The organism is Sulfurospirillum diekertiae (assembly GCF_011769985.2).
Taxonomy (GTDB): domain Bacteria; phylum Campylobacterota; class Campylobacteria; order Campylobacterales; family Sulfurospirillaceae; genus Sulfurospirillum; species Sulfurospirillum diekertiae.
Genome location: NZ_CP039734.2, coordinates 1746514 through 1769424, shown reverse-complemented (window position 1 = coordinate 1769424; position 22911 = coordinate 1746514). Strand labels below are relative to the sequence as shown.

The 22911-nt window shown below is 40.3% G+C and carries 24 protein-coding genes and 1 pseudogene; 11 read left to right on the top strand and 14 right to left on the bottom strand.

Going from position 1 to position 22911, the window contains the following annotated elements; translation table 11 throughout:
- Positions 1-143: 143 nt before the first annotated feature.
- The 3 genes from acs to FA584_RS08995 all read left to right on the top strand — a co-directional run bounded on the left by acs (position 144) and on the right by FA584_RS08995 (position 3742).
- The gene (acs, locus tag FA584_RS09005; protein WP_096046986.1) at positions 144-2090 is read left to right on the top strand and encodes an acetate--CoA ligase; all 1947 of its coding nucleotides are present in this window, start codon (positions 144-146) and stop codon (positions 2088-2090) included.
- Positions 2091-2214: 124 nt separating this feature from the next.
- The gene (locus FA584_RS09000; protein ID WP_167749224.1) at positions 2215-2904 is read left to right on the top strand and encodes a SapC family protein; all 690 of its coding nucleotides are present in this window, start codon (positions 2215-2217) and stop codon (positions 2902-2904) included.
- Positions 2905-3037: 133 nt separating this feature from the next.
- A complete protein-coding gene (locus FA584_RS08995; protein ID WP_167749223.1) occupies positions 3038-3742 on the top strand; it encodes a hypothetical protein in 705 nt (234 codons plus the stop codon).
- An 86-nt stretch (positions 3743-3828) separates the two neighbouring features.
- Here the strand turns inward: FA584_RS08995 and FA584_RS08990 are convergent, their stop codons facing one another.
- From FA584_RS08990 to FA584_RS08965, 6 genes are all read right to left on the bottom strand, one after another.
- Positions 3829-4707, bottom strand: coding sequence for a metal ABC transporter substrate-binding protein (locus tag FA584_RS08990; protein ID WP_167749222.1), 879 nt, complete (start codon positions 4705-4707; stop codon positions 3829-3831).
- A 78-nt stretch (positions 4708-4785) separates the two neighbouring features.
- On the bottom strand, positions 4786-5586 hold the full coding sequence (locus FA584_RS08985) for a metal ABC transporter permease (protein WP_167749221.1): 801 nt from the start codon (positions 5584-5586) through the stop codon (positions 4786-4788).
- A gap of 8 nt (positions 5587-5594) precedes the next feature.
- Positions 5595-6344: a metal ABC transporter ATP-binding protein gene (locus tag FA584_RS08980; RefSeq protein WP_167749220.1), complete on the bottom strand. Its 750-nt coding sequence runs from the start codon at positions 6342-6344 to the stop codon at positions 5595-5597.
- A gap of 44 nt (positions 6345-6388) precedes the next feature.
- Entirely contained in the window at positions 6389-7159 is a 771-nt protein-coding gene (locus FA584_RS08975) for a nickel/cobalt transporter (protein ID WP_167749219.1), read from the bottom strand.
- Positions 7156-7719, bottom strand: a complete 564-nt coding sequence (locus FA584_RS08970; protein WP_167749218.1) for a DUF1007 family protein — start codon at positions 7717-7719, stop codon at positions 7156-7158. Before FA584_RS08970 ends, FA584_RS08975 begins: the two co-directional genes overlap by 4 nt.
- 130 nt (positions 7720-7849) lie before the next feature.
- Positions 7850-8533: a flavodoxin family protein gene (locus FA584_RS08965; RefSeq protein ID WP_167749217.1), complete on the bottom strand. Its 684-nt coding sequence runs from the start codon at positions 8531-8533 to the stop codon at positions 7850-7852.
- Positions 8534-8634: 101 nt separating this feature from the next.
- On the opposite strand from FA584_RS08965, the gene FA584_RS08960 reads away from it, so the two are divergent.
- A complete protein-coding gene (locus FA584_RS08960) occupies positions 8635-9009 on the top strand; it encodes a winged helix-turn-helix transcriptional regulator (RefSeq protein ID WP_191342040.1) in 375 nt (124 codons plus the stop codon).
- A gap of 50 nt (positions 9010-9059) precedes the next feature.
- On the opposite strand, the gene FA584_RS08955 is transcribed toward FA584_RS08960, so the two are convergent.
- Together FA584_RS08955 and rpoD are read right to left on the bottom strand one after the other, a co-directional pair.
- Positions 9060-9746, bottom strand: coding sequence for a hypothetical protein (locus FA584_RS08955; protein ID WP_167749216.1), 687 nt, complete (start codon positions 9744-9746; stop codon positions 9060-9062).
- Between the two features lie 3 nt (positions 9747-9749).
- The gene (rpoD, locus tag FA584_RS08950) at positions 9750-11606 is read right to left on the bottom strand and encodes an RNA polymerase sigma factor RpoD (RefSeq protein ID WP_096046977.1); all 1857 of its coding nucleotides are present in this window, start codon (positions 11604-11606) and stop codon (positions 9750-9752) included.
- A 173-nt stretch (positions 11607-11779) separates the two neighbouring features.
- Here rpoD and FA584_RS08945 point away from each other — a divergent pair, with 173 nt between their 5' ends.
- Genes FA584_RS08945 through FA584_RS08925 form a run of 5 tightly spaced genes read left to right on the top strand, consistent with a single transcriptional unit; the run spans position 11780 to position 14619 of the window.
- Positions 11780-12583, top strand: coding sequence for a flagellar hook-basal body protein (locus FA584_RS08945; RefSeq protein ID WP_167749215.1), 804 nt, complete (start codon positions 11780-11782; stop codon positions 12581-12583).
- Between the two features lie 19 nt (positions 12584-12602).
- Positions 12603-13391, top strand: coding sequence for a flagellar basal-body rod protein FlgG (gene flgG, locus FA584_RS08940; RefSeq protein WP_087438975.1), 789 nt, complete (start codon positions 12603-12605; stop codon positions 13389-13391).
- A gap of 12 nt (positions 13392-13403) precedes the next feature.
- Complete coding sequence (locus tag FA584_RS08935; RefSeq protein ID WP_167749214.1) at positions 13404-13574, top strand: hypothetical protein; 171 nt, start codon at positions 13404-13406, stop codon at positions 13572-13574.
- A gap of 57 nt (positions 13575-13631) precedes the next feature.
- Positions 13632-14306, top strand: a complete 675-nt coding sequence (locus FA584_RS08930; RefSeq protein WP_096046974.1) for an AzlC family ABC transporter permease — start codon at positions 13632-13634, stop codon at positions 14304-14306.
- Positions 14296-14619: a branched-chain amino acid transporter permease gene (locus FA584_RS08925; protein ID WP_167749213.1), complete on the top strand. Its 324-nt coding sequence runs from the start codon at positions 14296-14298 to the stop codon at positions 14617-14619. Before FA584_RS08930 ends, FA584_RS08925 begins: the two co-directional genes overlap by 11 nt.
- On the opposite strand, the gene FA584_RS08920 is transcribed toward FA584_RS08925, so the two are convergent.
- From FA584_RS08920 to FA584_RS08895, 6 genes and pseudogenes are all read right to left on the bottom strand, one after another.
- Positions 14616-14954 (bottom strand): zinc ribbon domain-containing protein YjdM, encoded by a 339-nt coding sequence (locus FA584_RS08920; RefSeq protein ID WP_167749212.1) that lies wholly within the window; start codon positions 14952-14954, stop codon positions 14616-14618. The genes FA584_RS08925 and FA584_RS08920 overlap by 4 nt on opposite strands.
- Before the next feature lie 175 nt (positions 14955-15129).
- Positions 15130-15612 (bottom strand): YajG family lipoprotein, encoded by a 483-nt coding sequence (locus FA584_RS08915; protein WP_096046971.1) that lies wholly within the window; start codon positions 15610-15612, stop codon positions 15130-15132.
- Between the two features lie 99 nt (positions 15613-15711).
- Positions 15712-17166 carry a 2-methylcitrate dehydratase gene (gene prpD, locus FA584_RS08910; RefSeq protein ID WP_167749211.1) on the bottom strand — a complete coding sequence of 485 codons (1455 nt, stop codon included), beginning with the start codon at positions 17164-17166 and terminating at the stop codon, positions 15712-15714.
- 13 nt (positions 17167-17179) lie between these two features.
- On the bottom strand, positions 17180-18307 hold the full coding sequence (prpC, locus tag FA584_RS08905) for a bifunctional 2-methylcitrate synthase/citrate synthase (RefSeq protein WP_167749210.1): 1128 nt from the start codon (positions 18305-18307) through the stop codon (positions 17180-17182).
- A gap of 89 nt (positions 18308-18396) precedes the next feature.
- Positions 18397-19275, bottom strand: a complete 879-nt coding sequence (gene prpB / locus FA584_RS08900; RefSeq protein WP_305791361.1) for a methylisocitrate lyase — start codon at positions 19273-19275, stop codon at positions 18397-18399.
- Positions 19276-19280: 5 nt separating this feature from the next.
- Positions 19281-21193 (bottom strand): annotated as a pseudogene (locus FA584_RS08895) (propionyl-CoA synthetase).
- 157 nt (positions 21194-21350) lie between these two features.
- On the opposite strand from FA584_RS08895, the gene FA584_RS08890 reads away from it, so the two are divergent.
- Entirely contained in the window at positions 21351-22301 is a 951-nt protein-coding gene (locus tag FA584_RS08890; protein WP_096046968.1) for a hypothetical protein, read from the top strand.
- Between the two features lie 90 nt (positions 22302-22391).
- Entirely contained in the window at positions 22392-22808 is a 417-nt protein-coding gene (locus tag FA584_RS08885) for a DUF1924 domain-containing protein (RefSeq protein ID WP_167749209.1), read from the top strand.
- Positions 22809-22911 lie beyond the last annotated feature (103 nt).

Sequence of the window (22911 nt, the reverse complement as noted above, 5' to 3'; positions counted from 1 at the left end):
ATTACGGCTTTTTTTAAAAGAAGCCGTAATGTAACTAAATCTCTGCCTCATTAGAGGCAAGCTTTAGTGCATAGTGCAACGTAGGCTTTTGGGCTTCGCCCAAGAGACGTTATAAAATAATTATATGAAAAAGGATCGTAACCATGTCACAACTTTTCGAACCAAGTAGAGCTTTAAGCAAAGAAGCCAGAATTAAGAACATGTGTGAGTACAAAGAGCTTTGTATCCAAGCGGATGAGGATTTTGAAGGATACTGGGATAAGCTAGCACGTGAAAAAATTGAGTGGTTTAAGCCTTATGACAGAGTATTAAATGAAGATAATGCTCCGTTCTACAAATGGTTCGAAGGTGGCAAATTAAACGTTACGCATCAATGCCTAGGACGTCATCTCAAGAGTCGTAAAAACAAAGCAGCGATCATTTGGGAAGGTGAGGACGGCAAACGCCGTATTATTACCTATCTTCAACTTTTCTACCGTGTCAATCGTCTCGCCAATTTGATGCGCAATCAATTTGGCATCAAAAAGGGAGATCGTGTTGTGCTTTATATGCCAATGATCCCTGAAGCGGCATTTGCAATGTTAGCGTGTGCAAAAATTGGTGCGATTCATTCGGTTGTGTTTGGTGGTTTTTCGGCTGAAGCACTACGCGATCGTGTTCAAGACGCTGAAGCAAAACTCGTTATTACGGCCGATGGTGCATTTCGTCGTGGTAAGCCTTACATGTTAAAGCCCGTTGTGGATGAAGCGCTCAGTGTTGGGTGTGAATGCTGTGAAAAAGTATTGATCGTTCAGCGAAACTTTGAAGACATTGAGTACGTTCCGGGGCGTGACTATGTTTACAATGAGATCATCATGAACGAGTCTCAGTACTGTGAGCCTGAGTGGATGGACTCCGAAGACCCACTTTTCTTACTTTATACTTCAGGCAGTACGGGTAAACCAAAAGGCGTTCAACACAGTAGTGCAGGGTATATTCTTTGGGCGCAGTACACGATGGAACATGTCTTTGATGTCAAAGAAAACGATACGTTTTGGTGTACAGCGGATGTTGGCTGGATTACAGGACATACGTACATTGTTTATGGACCTTTGGCGATGGGTGCAACGACCATTATGTATGAGGGTGTTCCTACATTCCCAGATGTGGGTAGATGGTGGGGCATGATCGAAGAACATCGTGTCAATCAGTTCTATACTGCTCCCACAGCGATTCGTTTATTACACAAAGAGGGTGCTGACGCGCCATCTCGTTATGATTTAAGCTCTCTTAAAGTGCTTGGAACGGTGGGTGAGCCGATCAATCCTGATGCGTGGATGTGGTACTATGAGCAAATCGGTGGCGGAAACTGTCCGATTGTCGATACATGGTGGCAAACAGAAACGGGTGGGCATATGATTACGCCACTTCCTGGGGCTACGCCGATAAAACCAGGTTCTGCGACATTCCCACTTCCTGGGATTAAAGCAGAAATTATGGATGAGCATGGCAATCCAACACCAAAAGGTGAAAAAGGATTCTTGTGTATCACAAAACCTTGGCCATCGATGATTCGTAACATTTGGGGTGATCCTGAGCGTTATGTTAAGTCCTATTTTGGGGATTGTAAAAAAGATGGTAAGCCTGTTTATTTCTCTGGCGATGGAGCGATGTACGATGATGATGGCTATATCATCATTACAGGGCGTACCGATGATGTTATTAACGTTTCAGGTCATAGAATTGGAACAGCAGAGATTGAAGCAGTTCTTGGTAACCATGAAAACGTAGCAGAGGTTGCTGTTGTAGGAAGACCTGATCCTATCAAAGGTGAGGGTATTTTTGCATACATCGTCATCAAAGGTGCCGATAGCATGAGTGAAGAAGTTTATATGATTCAAGAGCTTAACAAACTCATCGTGAAAGAGATCGGTAATATCGCTAAGCTTGATGCGATTCGTTTCGTTCCGGGGCTTCCAAAAACAAGAAGTGGTAAGATTATGCGTAGAATCCTTCGCTCCATTGCGAAAAAAGAGCCGATTACCCAAGATATTTCAACGCTTGAAGATCCAAGCATCGTTGAAAAAATACAAAATCTCATCGAATTTTAGTACTCTAAAGCGGTTACATGTAAACGTGTAACCGCTTTTTCCTCACAACACATCAAAGTGAAAATTTGTCCTTAAAATGTTATGATACGCGCCATATTACTATCCATTAGAGGAACATAACACCATGGCAATGCATATTATCAACCAACCACAAGATCAAACCAAAGCCGTCAATGACGCAGTCAGTTACCCCAACTTAGAAACGATGATAAGCGTACCTTTGGGCATTGGAGAAGTTTACGAAGCATGTAAAGATTATCCGATTTTGTTTACTAAAAATCAAGAAGGCGACTGGCTTGCCATTGCACTTCTTGGCTTTAACGATAAAAATGTCTACTTGGATGAAAATCGTCGCTTTAAAAGAGGCAAATACCTTCCCGCTTTCTTGAGACGCTATCCCTTTATTTTGGTTCAAAATGAAGATAAAAAAGGCTTTTCTTTAGGTATTGAAGAAGAAGCTTTGGAAGCGTTAAATGAATCCAACAAGGAACGTGCGCTCTTTAAAGAGGATAAAACACCAACGGACTTGACGAAGAATACATTGGACTTTCTCGTTCGCTTTCAAGGCGAATTACAAGCATGTAGCGCTTTGATTAAAGAGTTAGAATCATGGGGACTATTAGTCGAACAAAGTGCCAATCTTCTCGATGAAGAGGGCAAAACCCATACGATCAATGGTTTCTTTACGGTTAATGAAGAAAAACTTAGCCATCTCAGTGAGAAGAAACATCTTGACATGTGCAAAAAAGGAGCGACACCTTTCATCACAGCCCATCTTATTTCACTCAGCAATATTAGACGCTTGGGATTGTAGATTTTTTAATATTTTGCTCGCTCAAGGCGGTTACATGTAACATGTAACCGTGACTTTCTTTCATAATATAAATCTATTTTTTGTTACAATACTGAAGTATCTAAAGTGAATTAAATTTTGTTGGGAGAGTTTAATGGCCATATTGAAAAATTCGATAATTAAAGAAATTCAAGATACGATTGCGAATTCTAACCAATTTTCAAAAGATGACTTCAAATTTGAGTTTCCAAATGAAGGTAAAATATTAGCTTACATAGAATATAGAGCTTCAAAGCAATATTCTTTTAGTATTGAAGAAAATGTTGTTGGTAATTTTTTTGCTTTAGGATTATCATTAGAAAATAAAAAAATAGAAACCGTTATACAAACGAGACAAAAACCAGGTAATCATAAAAATGAAGAAATATTTACTCATGAAAATATTGATGAATGTATCAAAAAAATTAGAAATTGGTTATTTAATTTAGATATTGATTTAAAAAGTATAGTTGACTTTGATGTGGACACTGTTTCATATATAGATGATTTTGAAGAAAAACTGAATAAAAAATTCACGAGTGAAACAGAAAAATTTACAGACTTTGAAAAAGAAGATTTATTTAAGAAATTAGATGAATTGCAAAAAAGAATAGAACAGCTAGAACAAGATGTTAATTCGAAAAAAGCAATAGAGAATATTGAACAAAGTAAAAATGAACTAGAAACATATCCTAAAAAATCATGGTGGTTAAAATTTTATAATAGAGCTCAAGGTATTCAACAAGGGGTTCATCTTGCTCTTGAGTATAGAAAAGATATAGATAACTTATTAGATATTATAATCAATGCCTTGAAATAAAATACTTTTGAAGTTTTACATGTAAAGCCAAAATGACTTTACATGTAAAGATTTTCTAACATATGATTTGAACGTTTAGAACAAAATTATTGGCAATCCATGGCATCGTGTAATTTGATGAGGTTCTCTTTCATGATGTCAATATAGCCAATCCCTTTTTTACTCTCCGCCACGGTGATATTTTCAACAGGCCTGAGTGCATCTGTTTTAACATTGGCCTCTTTAGCAATAGATTTTGCGACCTTGTCGCTGGCAAATTCTTCAAAAAAGACGGTGGTAATCTTCTCTTTTTTGGTCAAATCAATTAACTGTGCAATCTGTTTGGGAGACGGTTTGGTTTCTGGTGTCATGCCTGTGATGGAGTATTGGGTTATGCCATACTCATGTGCTAAATACTCAAAAGCGTCGTGGTTGACAATGACTTTTTTGTTTTTGCAACTTTTAAGCACTTCATAATCCGTTTTTAATGCTTCCAGCTTTGCAAGATACGTCGCTAAATTGGCTTCATACAATTTGGCATTTTCAGGGTCTTTGGTGCTCAGCAGGGTTGCTACTTCTTTGGCAACATTCATGTAATTATCGATGCTCAACCAGTAGTGTGGATCGTAACTTTCTTTATGAGCATGCTCATGCTCAGAATGCTTCAGCTCAATAAGTTTGACTTTTTGGCTCATATCAATCGTTTTATCTTGAATTTTTAACGAGCTGATAACTTTGGTACTCCATGTTTCAAACACGGGACTGCTGATGATGAAAAAATCGCTCTTTGAAAGGGCTGCGATATCTTTGGCTTTAGGCTCAAATTCATGCGCTTCAACGCCAAAAGGAACCAAATTAGTAAGTTTGACCTTATCGCCTCCAATCGTTTTGACAACGTCATAGAGTGGAAATATGGTTGTGGTGACCGATACATCTGCAAACATGACCGAACTGAGGGCTGCTGCTAATGCAAATTTTTTTAACATAGGTGACTCCTTCGTTTTAATACTGAAAGCATAACATTATGCAACTGAGTTGCATATAAAAGAGTCACTCTAAAAAAATTAATACTGTTTCCTCTTGAATACAAGCGAAATCATAAAAAAGAACAAGAGCAAAACAACAATGGTCGCGCCACTAGGCAAGGACGCATAGTAGGAGATAAACAGACCCAAAATGACGGAGACAATCGATATGATAACTGCATAAAGCACCGAGTTTTTAAAATTTTGACTAAACTGCATGGCAATGATGGCAGGTATAATCATCATCGCGCCAATCAAAAGAGCTCCTACGATTTTAATCGAAACACTGATGACTACCGAAACCAAGGAAATGAGCAGGTAGTTTAAGAGTTTGGTGTTAATGCCTGAAGCTTTCGCACTCTCTTCATCAAATGCGATGTATAAAAACCGTTGGAAATTGGCATACAACGTCACGGTACAGATCAATCCTAAAAGCACAATAATCATAATATCCGTGTCATCAATCGCAACGATTGAGCCAAAAAGGTAGTCAAACAAAGAGGTATTAAACGACGCAGAAGCCGATACGATGATGATGGCAAGCGCTAAAGATCCCGATAAAAAGATAGAAAGGATTGAGTCTGAGTAGAGTTTATTGTTTTGTCTTAAATACTCAATCACCCATGACGCTAAAAGGGTAAATGCGATGGAGCTGTAATTGGGTGCAATGGAGGTGAGAAAGCCAATCGCCACGCCGAGGAGCGAAATATGCGCAAGTGCGTCTGAGAGCATTGAAAAGCGTTTGACGACCACGAACATGCCAAGAGAAGAGGCGATGGCGGCGATTAAGGTGCCTGCTAAAAAGGCTTTGAGCATAAATGTGTATTGAAAAATTTCCATATCAATCCTTAATGATGGTGGCAAACCATGTGCGCATCGACGCCATAGAGCTGATTTAACTGTTCTGAATGATAGATTTGGCGCGGATCGTGGCAGGCTAAAAGTGTTTGGTTGATGCACAAAACTTTGTTGATGTCATCCACGATAACACCTAAATCATGGGTAATAAAAAGAATTGTAATGTTCTCTTTGCCATTTAAATCTTTTAAAAGGGCGTAAAAATTGATTTGGGATTGCTTGTCAACGCCTGTATTGGGTTCATCGAGAATGAGGATTTGTGGGTTATTGACTAGCGCTTTGGCGATCATCACGCGTTGGCGCTGTCCGCCTGAGAGTTCGCTGATTTTGGCGTCTTTCAAATCTTCGATATTCATCTTCCTTAAAGCACGATCAATGATCTCCAAATCGCTTCGATTGATGCTTGCAAACAGAGATTTATTGGCAATGAGCCCAAGTTTGACGACTTCATGAACGCTGATGGGAAAATTTTCATCCAATTTTGAGATGCCTTGAGAAACATAGCCTATCTTTTTCAAAGCACTCAGCGTTGGTGTCTTTCCAAACAATTTGAGCATACCGCTGTTATAGGGAATAAGTCCAAGGATAAGCTTAATAAGCGTACTTTTTCCTCCACCGTTAGGTCCAATAATCGCCGCATAATCACCTCTTCTAATGTCAAACGTCACATCTCGAATAATGGTTTTAAAGTTTAAATTTTTTGCTTCAATGACAGTGTCTTTAAAGTTTTTTAATACCACGGTGTACCTTTTTTAATTTTAATAATTGCATATGTTCCTGACTTCTAATTCAAAATGAGGATAAGTCCTAAGATAATAATAATGAACGTCGCCCCAAAATCGAGATATTTCAAGAGTTTAGAATACCTATTTTTTGAGCTATTACGAATTTTAACACTCGCTAAAGCAGTTATTGCAATAATTGAGCTCATGCCAAGGCTCATCACGACGGCGCTTAAAAAGCCTATCCAGTACAGTCCAAGCGAGATTGAAAATAAAAATACCGTGATCGTACCAGGGCAGGGTATGAGTCCAGCGGCTAAGACCAAAGCCACATCGGTTGAGTTTTGCGTTTTGCAACTGGCACAATTGCATGAAGCTATTTTTTGAGTGCTCCATTGCAGCGTTTTTGTGCTTTTGTAATGTTTGTATTTCCCATACAACAAATACACACCAATACTGATGATGAGAGCACCTGAAATCTTCGTTGCAATGTCGGCAATGTTAAGGATAGCGACTGAAAAAATATTTTGAAACAGATAATACAAAACGTACGTCAGAATCAGCGCTGAAAAGGTATGCACCGTTGCAATCATAAATGACAAGCTCAAAGCTTTTTTATAATTTTTGTCATTAGAGGTAAAGTAAGATGCCACCAGTGTTTTGCCATGCCCTGGTCCTGCTGCATGCACTAAGCCATACATAAAGGAAAGCGTTAAAAGAGAAATAATAGACAATACAGTGTGCTCGTTTTTAATGTTTTCCAACAATGTGCCTAGCTGAATCGCTAAATTTTTTAGCAGTAAGGCCATTTCAGCCGTATAGTTTGTATTCATTTAGAAATCTCTAGTTTAATATAATTGACTGTTGCGACAAGCTCTTTGATCACTTTGAAGCCATTGAGCTTTTTAATGGTGTAATTCGTTGAATTGTTAATGTCAAGATTGTCAAGATTTTCTAGAAACACGATCGCTTTGGTCGAATCGACAAAGATAATTTCGACACTGTTTTTATCATTTAGGCTGTAATTGAGGGGTATATCAAATTCTATGGTGACGATATTGTGATCAAAGGATAAGTCAAAATTTTCAGCTTTAAAAGAGATATTTTTTCCATTAATGATAATAGAAGTCATGAAGTAGGGTACTTGGAAATTTTCGAGTCCATCATACATTCTCTTTTTATCAGATGCGAGGATTTTTTCTGAGTACAATTGTTTAAAGTCTTTGGATGTACCTGAATCAAATTTCCACTGCGTATGTATTTTTTCGATTTTATCCTCTGCAAAATACGCGTTCATGGCTACCGTGACAAAAGAGGCTTTACCATTACCGCACAGAGCGCAAGAATAGGCAAAATTGAACGAAAGAAGTAAGATAATTAGAGTTTTGAGCATAAAGTGTCTACCTATAATTTTTATGATGGGTAGTTTATCATTATGCAACTAAGTCGTACGTAAATTTTTTTAATTTGTTTTTGTTTACATGTAAAGCCAAATAGCTTTACATGTAAACGTAAATTTCCTGTTAATGCGGAGCATGCTCACTGCAAAAAGTAGAGGAAACACCATTGGTGACAAATCTCTCTCCCATATCAAACGCTTTTTCGCAATCTTGTGGGAACACTTCTTTCCGTCTTTTTGCTTTAAGTTCCTCACTAAAAGCGGTTACTTCGTATTTAGAATAGTCTTTAAACTGGTAGGTATCGGTGACATAAAGTGCTTCAGAAGAGCCAAATATACTGCCAAGTCTTTTTTCAAGACCTTGAAGTGCTTCAACATAACCCCATTCTCGCATGCGTTTTTCATCTAAATTCATTGTATACATCAACCCTATGGGTATTTTTCTGGGAAATAATGAGGAGTAATTGGCATCGTAAAGGGTATATTGAAACGCTAAGCGTTCGATGAAAGAGCGCATCATTCCAGTGATGTTTCCAAAATAAATGGGTGAACCTAAAAGAATGGCATCTACGTCTCGTAGCTTTTCTAAAAGCGGTTTGAGTTCATCTTTATGGGCACATTTTCCGTACGATTTTCCACCTATGAGCTTACACGCAAAACAGCTCACGCATCCTTTGTAATTCAAATCGTAAAGATGTACGAGCTCTGTTTGCGCACCTTGTGCTTCGGCGCCTTTGAGAGCATGTTTTAGCAAGGTTGCGGTGTTGGCATTTTTGCGAGGACTTCCATTGATGGCTACAATTTTCATATCTTTTCCTTCTCAATCATTTGATAAATGGAAGTATAGAGTAATATATGACTTAAGTATAGAATGAACTTTTTAGTTATATACTAACTAAAAGGGAAGTAATGGAGACAACAGTGCAAAATTTTAGCGATAAATATGAAAAATGCCCAATGTATTATACGATGTCGATTCTTGAGGGAAAATGGAAGTGGATTATCTTGTGGGAAATTAGTAGAGCAGGCGTCATAAGATACAATCGACTCAGAGAGTTACTTAAACCGATTGCGCATAAGACATTAAGTCAACAACTTAAAGAGCTGGTGAGCAACAATATTATTCACAGAGAACAGTACAATGAAGTTCCACCAAAGGTAGAATATTCACTTACCAAAGAGGGAGAATCTGTCATTCCCATACTCAGCTTGATGTATCAATGGGGAAAAGAGCATAGGGTAGAGAGCGAAGTATTTGATGATGGATCGTGTATGAATGCGTAAAGAAGTAAATCTTACATGTAAAGATTCTAAACTTTACATGTAAAGATTTTTTAGGAGACTAATGCTGCGTGGATCAGTGTTTCGTCTTGTTCAAAATGAATCGTACAGTTACTTTTAATACCAATTTCTTCGATACTCTTTTCGTAGTTTCTATCTCTGTTTTCGCCTTTGATGGAGATTGAAAAAATAGGGTACTTTTTAGTATTAAAACGAATATATTCACCTGTAATCAGCGCTAAGCGCGTGGTGATAATAGGTGCATTGAGGTGTGATTGGTAAACTTTAGTCAGTAGTTTCATAAAGTCTTCGACTTTGAGGCGAACATCTGGAAACGTCGGGTCAAACTCTTTTTTGAACTTGATATTAGCGTTGGTAGAAGAAGCACTAATGCAAAGATCTAAAAGTGCGTAGATGTTGACACTTTCGCCATATTCTTCAACGTTAGCAAATTTCTTTGTAGCGCTCTTGTAAAGCTTAATACCAATGGATGTTTCATCATCATACCCCACCGTAATGGCATAGAATTTGTACGAACTAAACGAAATGTCTACAATGGTTGTTTTAAACCCATAGGTCATACTCGCATAGGTTTGGGCAATGTCAAAGATTTTTTTATGGTTCACCTCACCAAGAAGGTATTGTGCTTCTTGGTTGAGGGAAACAATCTTACCCGTGTTGTCAAAAACAATAAAAGGATTGTAATCATGTTCAATCCACGCTTCTGCAAAACTACTCATTGCTTAGCTCTCAATATAGTTTTTAAGTTTTCGTCCAACTTTTGGATGTTTCAGTTTTTTAATCGCAGAGCTTTCGATTTGACGAACACGCTCTCGTGTAACGTTAAGCTCTTTACCGATCTCTTCAAGCGTTCGATCGCTTTCATCGTGCATCAAACCAAAACGCATACGAATGACGGCTTTTTCACGATCATTGAGTTGATCAAGTACTTCATCAATTTGATCTTTAAGATCGGATTTTAGAATGTAATCAATCGGCGCAATAGAAGTTTTATCTTCAACAAAATCGCCAAATTTACCATCATCTTCATTACCAATAGGTGCTTCCAACGAAATAGGCTCTTTAGTGATTTTGATGACATTTTTGACTTTATCGGCACTCAAACCCACTTCCAATGCAATCGTTTCGATGTCAGGCTCTTTACCTTCTTCTTGAAGGTGTTTACGAATGATTTTGTTGATACGGTTGATCGTCTCGATCATGTGGATTGGAATACGAATGGTACGGGCTTGATCGGCAATGGCACGTGAAATCGCTTGACGAATCCACCATGTCGCATAGGTTGAAAATTTGTACCCTTTTTTGTACTCAAATTTATCAACGGCTTTCATCAAACCAATGTTGCCCTCTTGAATGAGATCCAAGAATGGTAAACCACGGTTTGTATAACGTTTTGCGATAGAAACAACCAGACGAAGGTTACTTTTTGCCATACGTGTTTTAGACTCATCAGCAATTTTTTTACCCCGTTTGATCTGTTCTAAAACCTCTTTAAGTTTTTCAGGATCAAGATCAAAGCCTTGTTTACTCGCTTCCTTGGTTTGGAACAGTTTTTTGATCTCCATGTAGGTCGAAACCATCGTGGCTTCAGGAACCATCGTCGTAATATCTTCTTTGTTAAGATCAACAATATTCACAAGTAGTTTGACGTGATTTTCTCTCAATGTCTCGTTAAAAAGAGGTAAACGATACTCTAAACGTTTCAGCTCTTTATCGAATTCAAAGTCACTTTTAAGCGCTGTTTCCATGGATTTTACAAGCTCGTTAATCAACTTGCTCGTAGGTCCTAGATCCATCAACGCGTCTTTAAGAAGTTTCTTTTTATACGCAAGTCCTAGATCGTAGTTCATCATCTCTTCTGGATCTTCAAGGTTTTCTTCCGGTGGTCTGGTAAGACTTTTGAGCCAATCTTTTTTTGCTTTTTCGAGCGACTTGAAGCTCTCAATAACTTTTTCAGTTCTTGTGTTGTCTTTTTTAGAGAAGGTTTTTTTCTCTTCGCCTTCTTCGCCTTCTTCATCGTCAAATTCATCTTCTTCGCTGTCATCATCGGTGTCGTCTTCAAAGGTTTTGAACAGTTCTTTGACACGGCGTTCGCGGTTAATCAGCGCTTCTTTGTAATCCAAAATAAAGTCGATCAAATAAGGAACAGAACAGAAGGCATCAATGATAATATCTTCACCAAATTCGATTTTTTTACTGATGTCAATCTCTTCATCTTTGGTTAAAAGTGAAATTTGTCCCATTTCACGAAGATACATTCGCACAGGACTATCACTGCGTGACCACTCTAAAAGTTCTTTTTCGCTGGCAAGGTCAAACTCTTCTTCTAGGGCTTCATCTTGGAGTTTTTGACGCTCTTCTTCTCTTTTGCGTGCTTCTTCTTTGTTGCGCATTTTAGCAATTTCAGCAGAAGAAATTAAGGTAACTTTGTATTTTTCTAAAAGACTCATCAACTTTTTGACATTTGCAGGTGTTGGAGGTTTTACAAAAAGGTCCATAACATTTTCGTAAGTAACATGTGCTTTTTCATTTTCTGCAAAAAGTTCTTCTAATGCGGTATAGAGTTCTTTTGAAGCCATAAGTGTAACTCTCCTTGAGTAAGGTGTGTGGAGGTAGGAATTTCTAAATTTCTTAATAAAAGATGTGGATTATACCGAGTTTTTTTTTAAATAGTATTAAAAGGGTAATTTTTTCAAAATGGAACAGGAGTTGCTTAAGTAGTACATGATTCTAAATACGAGTGGGAAAAACGATGCAAAATAGCTACTATGGCGTTACCGGAGCAATGGTTACTCAGTTTAACAGACTGGATGTCATCTCTAATAACCTTGCCAACTTAAATACCACAGCGTACAAACGTGATGATGTGGTCGTAGGTGATTTTAAAAGAATTTTTCAAGAATATAAAGATGAGATGCCCCTTAAGGACAATACAAAAGAGGCAAGTAAATTTATGAATGCTTCCGTTGTCAGAGTCCCTCAGATCGTTGAGCAGTATACGAAATACGATCAAGGCGGTGTTAAAAATACAGGCAATCCTTTGGATTTTGCACTTAAACGTGAAGATGCTTTTTTTATGGTTGAAACGCCCAATGGCATTCGTTTAACGCAAAATGGCTCTTTTTCTATCAATAATGAAGGTGTCTTGACCACCAAAGAAGGTTACCCTGTTTTGCCTTCAACCTATTTTCAAAACCAACAGTACATTACCATTCCAGAAGACGGTGAACTTCGCGTCGATCAGAGTGGTGGCGTTTACAATCGTGAAGATCAGTTGGGGAGTTTGTACATTGTTCAAAGCGATGATGTCAAATCACTGCTCAAAGAGGGTAATAACCTCTATAAATTTAAAAGTACCGATGAATTAACACAACTGGGTGAAGGTAATTTAGTGACACAGGGATTTTTGGAAACCAGCAATATCAATCCTGTCAGTGAAATGGTTGGTTTGATTGAAACCAATAGGCTTGTCGATATGTATCAAAAAGTAATGAAATCACATATGAACGATCTTAATACCGAAGCAATTTCTAAACTTGCATCAACAAAAGCATAAATTAGGTAAGGAATAACGCATGATCAGATCACTTTATACAGCCGCTACGGGTATGATCGCTCAACAAACACAGATCGATACTACTTCAAACAATATTTCAAACGTTAATACGATTGGTTATAAAAAGCAACGTGCCGAGTTTGCGGATTTGATGTACCAAACCATGACGTATGCTGGAACTTCAACCAGTGGCACAACGGTTTCTCCAACGGGTATTGAAGTGGGACTGGGTGTGCGTCCTACGGCGATTGCAAAGATGTTTACGCAAGGTAACTTTAAAGAGACCGGCAATTCATTAGATATGGCAATTACGGGAAATGGCTTTTTCCAAATTTTGCTCCCCGATGGAACAACAGGCTATACCCGTAATGGTTCGTTTAAGCTTGATGCCGATGGCAATGTCATCAACAGCGATGGGTATCAAATGATTCCACAACTGGTTATTCCTGCCGATGCAACGCAGATTACCATTGGCGTTGACGGTATGGTTTCTGTGCTTCAAGCAGGACAAACCGCAACGCAACAAATTGGTCAAATTGAGCTTGCTAACTTCATCAATCCCGCGGGTCTTCACTCTTTAGGGGATAACAATTACATCAACACCAATGCTTCAGGCGATCCTATTGTGAGCAATCCCGGTTTAAATGGTCTTGGTCAAACCAGACAAAATTTTGTTGAGATGAGTAACGTTCAGTTGGTAGAAGAGATGACCGATCTTATTACGGGTCAACGTGCGTATGAAGCGAATTCCAAAGCGATTACGACGAGTGATCAAATGCTGCAAACCGTTAATGCTCTCAAAACGTGATTTGAGGTCATTATGCTTTTCTTGCTCCCCATTCTGATCTTGGTCGCACTGGTTGTTGCGATCGATCAGATCTATTTTAGTGATGTTAAACCCAATGATACAGCTTCTAAAAAAGAGTTGCATCAAAAAGCCAGTGATAGCAACGCAACACAAAAATATTTGGATCGCTACATCAAAAAATAGTCTATTGATGGCTCTGCCTCTTTTGAGGCAGAATACTTTACATGTAAAAGAAAATGAATGAATTTTTTAGCAATTTTTAAACTCACCATTCCTGTTATGATGGGCTACATTCCTCTTGGAATGGCATTTGGACTCTTACTGTCTAAACTTTTGATTCCGTGGTATTATGCTTTTTTTATGAGCGTTTTTATCTTTGCAGGTTCGGGTCAGTTTTTAGCCCTCACACTTTTTGCTTCACAAGCAACCATTTTAGAAATTGGTATTGCGACCTTTTTGCTGAACCTTCGCCATACCTTTTATGGGCTTTCGATGATTTCAACTTTTAAAGCGTTTTCATGGAAAAAACATTACCTCATTTTTGGACTCACGGATGAGACGTTTGCACTGTTGAAAACCAGTGAAGTTCCTGAAGAAAATCGTGAACGTGCGTATCTTTGGATTACTTTTTTAAACCAATGCTATTGGATCATTGGTAGTGTTGTAGGTGCTGTGCTTGGTAATATTGTGCCGTTTAATTACAAAGGCATTGAGTTTTCATTGACAGCACTGTTTGTGGTACTTTCCATTGAGCTATACAAAAAAAATAGATTGCATAAGCCTTTTTTTGTCGCCCTTATTATTGGGCTATTTGGCATGATTTTATTTCCGCCGCAAAAGATGCTTATTTTATCGCTTTGTGCCGCTGCGTTTGTATTGATTGTTTTTAAGAGGAGTATGGAAAATGGAAAGTAGTTACATCATCGGAAGCATCATCATAGCAGCCCTTGCGACGTATGCAACCCGCATCATTCCTTTCTTGCTTTTCCGTACACGTGAGCCTTCGCCACTCATTAAGTATATTGAACTCAATATGCCGCTCATGATTATGGTGATTTTAGTGTTTTACGCGCTTAAAGATGTGAAGTGGGAAAGTTACCCGTATGGTTTAGCAGAAATCATTGGTGTGTGTGTTGCGATTGCTTTACATGTAAAGTTTAAAAACGCATTGTTAAGCATTTTTATCGCAACACTGACGTATATGATTTTAATTCAAAATGTCTTTTAGGCTTTTTTCACAAATTCTGATTTAAGTCCCATTGCGCCAATACCATCGACTTTACAGTCAAGATTGTGGTCGCTCTCGAAATTTAAACGGATATTTTTCACTTTGGTGCCACCTTTGATGACGGCAGATGAGCCTTTGAGTTTCAAGTCTTTAATGACCACAACGGTGTCACCATCCGCTAAAATAGTACCATGTGCATCTTTAATGACATTGACACTCTCTTCACTTGAAGCGCCATTTTTAGGCCATTCATGAGCACATTCAGGACAGATGATCATCTCGCCATCTTCGTAGGTATATTCACAGTTACATTTAGGGCAGGCAGGTAGTTGCATCGTATTCTCGCTTCATTATTAGAATTTTTCTGCCTCGCAAGAGGCTAGCTTTAGCGCCACAGCGGCTTAGCGTAGGCTTTTAGGCTTTGCCTAAAAGCCGTGATATAAAGAGTTCTTGCAGAGCTCTTTTAAAATAAGTATGCCAAAGCTCGCCTCAAAAAAAGCTAAACAGTCTCTAGCGCCTTAAAAGAAAGGGAAACTCACGGTCTCTTTCATAGCGTTTGACCTTTTCTTCATAGCGATCAATGGCGGTGACCATATCGCGTGCGAATTCATAATTGATAATATAATCTTTTTCGTTTACATGTAACGTTTGCATTCCTTGCAAACCTGCATTGTACATGAGGGCATCTTTGATCGTTTCGGCATTACCATTGGTAAGGCGGCGAAGATCATGTCCGAGTCCTGTTACCCACAAATCCATAAATTCAACGCGAAATGGCAAGACTTTTCCCCATGTTTGTTCAACTAAAATAGCATTTTTAAGTGAAAATTCGTGGAATATAATCGTATCTTGGTCTGGATTATACACGGCAATAATTTGATCTGGCATGGGTTTAAAGACAGGATTAATGGTGGCTAAATTGACCTCTTTGGGGGCACAGCCACTGAGCAAAAATGTAGCGAACAGAAGGATGGTCGTTATAAGTGTACGCATAAAAAGTCCTTACATGTAAAAACGAGATATGCTATTGTACATTAGAAATGTTAACGAAAAAGATAAAGAATAAAGCCCTTAATAAAGGGCTTTCAGCGCTTAAAGTGCAAAGAGGTCACTCAATTCATTGAAATTCATGGCTTCTAGGCTGGCTTGATCCGCACACGCACGCTCTATCGTCGCACATTGTTTCGGGCTAAGTCTTCCTGATAGATTGTGCTTGAATTTTGAAATGAGAAGCGGAATGCCCTCGACACGTCTTCGTTTATGCCCAATAGGGTACTCAACTTCGACTTTTTCACTTTGTGTGCCATCTTTGTAGAAAATTTGCACCGCATTGGCGATGGAGCGTTTATCGGCCTCAAGGTACTCTTTGGTGTAGCGAGGATCGACGACCACTTCCATTTTATTGCGAAGCTGATCAACACGAGGATCATTCGCAAACGTATCTTCATAATGTTCTGCTACTAACGTTCCGTGGATCAAGGGAATGGCAACCATGTATTGAATGCAGTGGTCACGATCGGCAGGGTTAGCAAGAGGTCCTACTTTGTTGATAATGCGATGCCCTGACTCTTGAGTCGTAATGACAATGCTTTCAATTTTATCCAGCCTGTCTTTCACTTCATTGTGCAATTTTACCGCACATTCAACCGCTGTTTGGGCATGAAATTCGGCAGGGAAGCTGATTTTAAACAACACTTGCTCCATTACATAACTGCCAAATGGTTGTGGAATGGTCAGTTTCTTACCTCCCATTTTGACATCTTCATAACCCCAAAATTTAGCACTGAGAGCGGATGGATAACCCATTTCTCCTGCCAGTGCTTTAAGGGCAAGATTGACACCGCGACTGCTAGCATCACCTGCTGCCCATGATTTGCGTGAACCCGTATTGGGCGCATGACGGTAACAACGCAGTGCTCCACCATCAATCCACGCATGCGAAACCGCATTTCTGATCTCTTCAAATGTGCCTCCGAGCATTGCCGCCGCAACCGCTGTGGAAGCCACACGGACTAAAAGTACGTGATCCATTCCCTCTTTGTTGAAGCAGTTTTCAAGCGCTAAAATACCTTGAATCTCATGTGCTTTGATCATTGCGGTCAAAATGTCTTTGACTTTTAGAGGTGCTTTGCCCTCGCTGATATTGCGACGGCTGATGTAATCGCCCACTGCCCAAATAGCGCCTAAGTTGTCGCTTGGATGTCCCCATTCAGCCGCTAACCAAGTGTCGTTAAAATCAAGCCATCGCACCATTGCACCGACATTGAACGCGGCGCGTTCTGGGTCGAGCTGGTAAGAAGTCCCAGGGACTTTTGCCCCCAAATAGGGCATGGAAGCGCCTGGAACGACAGGGCCTAAAAGTTTGGTGCATTGCGGAAATTTAAGTGCTAAAAGTCCGCATCCTAGGGTATCCATTAAACAGTAACGTGCTGTCTCATACGCATCTTCACTTTGGATCTTAAACTCAAAAGCGTAACGTGCAATGTCGGTTAAAAGTGGGTCAAATTCGGGTCGCTTGGTATCTAAAATACCCATATCTGTACTCATATGATTCCTTTAATTATCTATTTTTAATATCAACATAGGCTCGATTCTCTGGTCCTATGTACTCAGAGCTTGGACGAATCAGTTTGTTGTCTCCGCGTTGTTCGACCACATGTGCTGCCCAACCCGCTGTGCGACTCATCACAAAAATAGGCGTGAAATACGCTGTGGGGATGCCCATAAAATGGTAGGTTGACGCGCTGTAAAAATCAAGATTGGGGAAGAGTTTTTTCTCATCCCACATCACTTTTTCAATCGCCTCGGAAATTGGGAAGATGGTAGCATTTCCCACATCATCCGCTAGTTTGCGTGACCACTCTTTGATGACAATATTACGTGGGTCGTTACTCACATAAACACGGTGTCCAAAGCCCATGATTTTAGCTTTTGCTTCCAGTTTTGCGTGAATGCCCGTAGTCGCTTGCGATGCTGAAGTGTACTCAGAAATAAGCTCCATCGCCGCTTCATTTGCTCCACCATGCAAAGGGCCTCGAAGTACACCAATCGCCGCGGTAATCGCTGAATAGATGTCTGAAAGTGTCGATGCCCCGATGCGTGCCGCAAACGTTGATGCGTTAAACTCGTGCTCCGCATAGAGAATTAACGAGACATGCATCGCTTTAATCCAGAGTTCGCTGGGTTGTTTGTTGTGCAATTTTTCCAAAAAATAGCCACCAATCGTATCTTGCGTGCTATTCGTGTCGATTTCTTTGCCATTGATATGGTAATGATGCCAGTAAAGTAAAATGGAAGGGAAAATGCCCATCAAACGGGTAATCTTCGCATCTTGATCGCTAAAATTATCGGCTTCGGGTTCTAAGCACCCGAGTGCTGAACAGCCTGTACGCATAATATCCATCGGATGAGCATTTTTAGGTAAATTTTTAAGTACGACCTTAAGTGCCTCAGGTAGGGCACGTGCTTTGATAAGCTCTTTTTTATACGTATCAAGTTCACTTTGTGTGGGTAAAATACCCTTAGTTAAAAGGTACGATACCTCTTCAAAGGTTGCATTTTGAGCCAGATCGTAAATATCATAGCCTCGATAATTGAGCCCATGACCCGTTCCAACGGTGCAAATGGCTGAACGTCCTGCCACAATTCCCGCAAGACCACCCGTTTTTTTTGTCTCTTTTGCTTGCATTCTTTATCCTTTTTCATTTTTACCTACGTTAGCCACGAGGGCGCTAAAGCTTGCCAACGGTGTTGGCAGAAAGTTTTACATGTAAGCGATTATTTTTTATCTTTACATGTAAAGAGTGCGTCAATTTTCTCTTCAAAAGAATGGTAGTTCAACATATCGTAAAGCTCAGTACGCGTTTGCATGAGAGGAATCGAATTTTTCTGACTGCCATTTTTCAAAATATCTTTAAAGACCGTCAACGTAGCTTGATTCATCGCGCGAAACCCTGAGAGTGGGTAGAGCACCATAGCAATGCCGACAGACTCTAACTCTTTACATGTAAAGTAGGGTGTTTGACCAAATTCGGTGATGTTGGCAAGCACAGGCACTTTAATAATTTTGGTAAATTGTTTGTACTCTGCAAGCGTATGAATGGCTTCAGCAAAGATCATATCCGCTCCTGCTTCAACGTATGCTTGAGCCCTTTCAAGTGCTGCGGCTTGACCTTCCATCGCGTGTGCGTCGGTGCGTGCCATCACTACGAACTCATCGTCAATTTTACCGTCCATCGCAGCTTTGATGCGGTCACACATCTCTTCTTTACTGACGAGTTCTTTGTTCGGACGATGACCACAACGTTTTTGTGCGACTTGGTCTTCAATGTGACATGCCGCCGCACCTGCACGGGTCAGTTCTTTGATGGTACGAGCGATGTTAAAAGCGCCACCCCAACCGGTGTCCGCATCGACTAAGAGAGGCAAAGAAGAAGCAGAGGTGATGCGTCTGACATCAATGCACACATCTTCTAAGTTGGTCATGCCCAGATCGGGAAGTCCAATGCTCGCATTGGCAACACCTGCGCCGCTAAGGTAGAGCGCTTTATGCCCAACACGCTCTGCTTGCATCGCGCTGTAGGCGTTAATAACACCAACAATTTGAAGTGGATGGTTCTCGCTGACCGCTTTTCTAAAGAGTGAACCTGCACTGATCATACTCATTTTTTTCCTTTTTTAGGGATGGGGTATCCCAGTTTTTCGATTGATTGTTGAATACCTGCTAAAACACTTTCGTCTTCAATGGTGGAGGGCATACTCCACTCTTTACCATCTACCATTGAGCGCATAGTGGCTCGTAAAATCTTACCGCTACGGGTTTTAGGAAGCTTTTCAATGACAGTAGCCAGCTTCAGTCCTGCCACCGCACCGATTTCTTCACGCACCAGTTGTATAACGCCATCTGCGATGGAACGATTGTCACGCTCGATGCCGTCTTTGAGCACTACAAATGCCATCGGTACTTCGCCTTTAAGTTCATCATCCACGCCAATCACCGCACACTCTGCCACATCGGGATGTTTAGAAATGACTTCTTCCATCTCTCCTGTGGAAAGGCGGTGTCCTGCAACATTGATGACACCATCCATTCGTCCCATAACCCACACATAGCCATCTTCATCGATGTAGCCGCTATCACCCGTGAGATAGTAACCGGGGTAGAAGTTAAGGTAGGATTTTTTATAGCGTTGATCATCTGACCAAATGCTCATTAAACACGAAGGCGGAAGCGGAAGTTTAAGCACCAAGTTGCCTAGTTGATTGGGTTTGCACTCATTGCCTTGTTCATCAAGGACTTTGAGATTAAACCCTGGCATAGGTTTGGTAGGAGAACCCGCTTTAATAGGCATTGGGTCAAGTCCCATAGGATTGGCGGCGATTGCCCAACCCGTTTCGGTTTGCCACCAGTGGTCAATCGCTGGTTTATTGGTGATTTTCGTAATCCACTCTAGCGTATCGCTATCGCAACGTTCCCCTGCTAGGAAAATACTTTTAAGCGCGCTTAGATCATACTTTTTGACCCATTCGCCTTTGCTATCTTCTTTTTTAATAGCACGAAATGCAGTAGGGGCTGCAAAAAGGATATTGACTTTGTATTCATCACAGACTCTCCAAAATGCACCAGGATTGGGCGTTCGTACAGGCTTTCCTTCATAGACAATGGTCGTACATCCGTTCATCAAAGGACCATAGACAATGTACGAGTGTCCTACAACCCAACCGACATCACTGGCTGCCCAGAAAACATCACCCGGTTTGGCATTGTAGACATTGTCCATTGACCATTTCATCGCAACCGAGTGACCACCATTGCTTCGTATAACGCCTTTAGGTTTGCCTGTGGTTCCTGAGGTATAGAGAATGTAAAGTGGATCGGTAGCATCCACAGGAACGCACTCGACTAAGCCTGCTTTTTCCTCTTCCATCTCCCAGTCTATGTCACGCCATGGAAGCATATTCGCTCGCTCTTGTGGACGTTGCCAAATAAGACATGTCGTAGGTTTATGGGTGGATTGTTTGATCGCTTCATCTAAAAGCGGTTTGTATTTAATCAGCTTACTGATCTCAATACCGCACGATGCGCTGATGATGACACGAGGTTTCGCATCGTCTATTCGCGTAGCCAACTCATGTGCTGCAAATCCACCAAACACAACCGAGTGAATCGCTCCAATGCGCGCGCAGGCTAACATCGCAATGACTGCTTCGGGGATCATCGGCATATAGATGACGACACGATCACCTTTCACGACACCTTTATTCACCAAAATCGACGCCGTTTTCGAGACTCTTTGGCGAAGTTCTCTATAGGTATAGGTGCGTTTGGTATCGGTGACAGGTGAGTCATAAATGATAGCAAGTTGGTCACCTCTACCGTTGTCTATATGTAAATCCATCGCGCATTGTAACAGCTGTTCATACATCCGCCAACAAACCATCTATAGTGGTTATCGACGACATCTAAGACTTTGTCCCATTGGTGGTACCAATGCACTTTTGTCGCCGCTTGTGCCCAAAATTTTTCGGGATTTTCAATGGATTCTTTGTAAGTTGACTCATACTTCGATGACACGTGATCTCCTGTAGTACAAATTTTGAACAATTATATAACGACTTAAGGTTTAATTCAGTGTACTAGTTTTGATTTTTTAATACAATTTTCAGACATAGATGCTAGACTCGTACAGTTTTTATACAAAATGTATCAAAAAAGTACCAAGGTGGGCTCTATGTACGATAATGCTATTGAAAAAATAGTGGCGATTTACAACCGTTCGGGTTTGAGTATCTCTAAGTTTGCAGCCATCATCAATAAAGACCGTCGTACCCTTACGGCGTGGATTGATAAGTTGGTGACTAAAGAACCTTCCCCTGAGGTGAAAGTTTCCATCTCTAAATTCTTTCGCTATCCCCCCACTATTTGGGAAAAAGAGTGTAATGGTGTTGATTTTGAAGATATGTTGGAACATGTTCCCAAAGATGAAATACGCATTATCGATCAAGGTTATGAGGGTGGACTTCGGTATATTTTAGATAAAGAGGCGCAAGATCGTTTTGTGATTCATCCGCAGTTTCCTGGACCTGCATATAGGGATAAAGTGGTTCCCACGCCTTATAAACGAGTCATCTCAGCCGAAGCGGTGGCGCTAAAAAAACTACGCTATGATCAGATTTCAAACTATGCCTTTGAATCCACCGAGTGGTATTCCATCGAATCCTTGTTGCGTTTTGCCTTTTCGCGTATCGGTAATTTCTACACAAAGAGTGAAAAAATACAGATTTTAGAGTTGATGCACGACACCTTTTATGACAACTACAACAAAAGCCTCTACTTTTTTGACTCGCACTCGACGAAGATTTATGGCATGGATACGGCCTACTTTTCGATTAATGTCAAACAAAATTTTATGTTTTTTAAAATGCCGATTGACTCACTCATTGTGGAGATTCAAAACAAAAAGTTGATTTACCGCATGCACCGTTATTTTACCTCTGCTTCCCAAGCGCCAGCGCACATTTCAAGAACGGATGCCGCTAAAATTTTGCGTATTATTAAAGGAGCCATTGTTTCGGATAAAACACTCATAGAGTGCTACTATGACATCGAAAAGCAAACCCCTTATGGTGCTCTGTTTTTGAACAATATCTCCCCATTTGAACCACGAGAGGATATGCAATAAATCTTTACATGTAAAGAAAGTGTAAAGGAAAGGTCAATCCTAAATTGACACTGTTATTCTAAACTTTCAGTATCAATTTAGGAGTTAATCATGAAAAAAATAGTCTATTTGATAGTGTTATCCCTCTCGTTGTTGAATGCTAAAGCGTTTAATGCCCCCATGCAAATCTACATGAACGAATTAAGCGCGGAGGCAAAGGCTCAAAATCCAAACTTTACAGGCTTTGATGCCACGCGTGGTGAGAAACTTTTTGTATCCAAACATACGGGTAAAAAAGGAAGCGAGATGAGTTGTACCTCATGCCATACCAACAACCTCAAAAATAGCGGGCAAAATGTTAACACCAACAAGCCCATCACGGCTCTTGCCCCCTCCGCTAACCCTACACGACTTACCGATGTTGCGGAAGTGCAAAAGTGGCTCAGACGTAATTTTAACGATGTGTTTGTGCGTGAGGGCACTGCGCTTGAAAAAGGTGATGTGTTAACCTACATTATCAACCAATAGACTTTTGCCAATAGACTTTTGCCAAAGTCTATACACGCCAAAAAAGCAAAGCTCTTTTGGCTACGTTAACCGCTGAGATACTAAAGCTTGCCGATAGAATCGG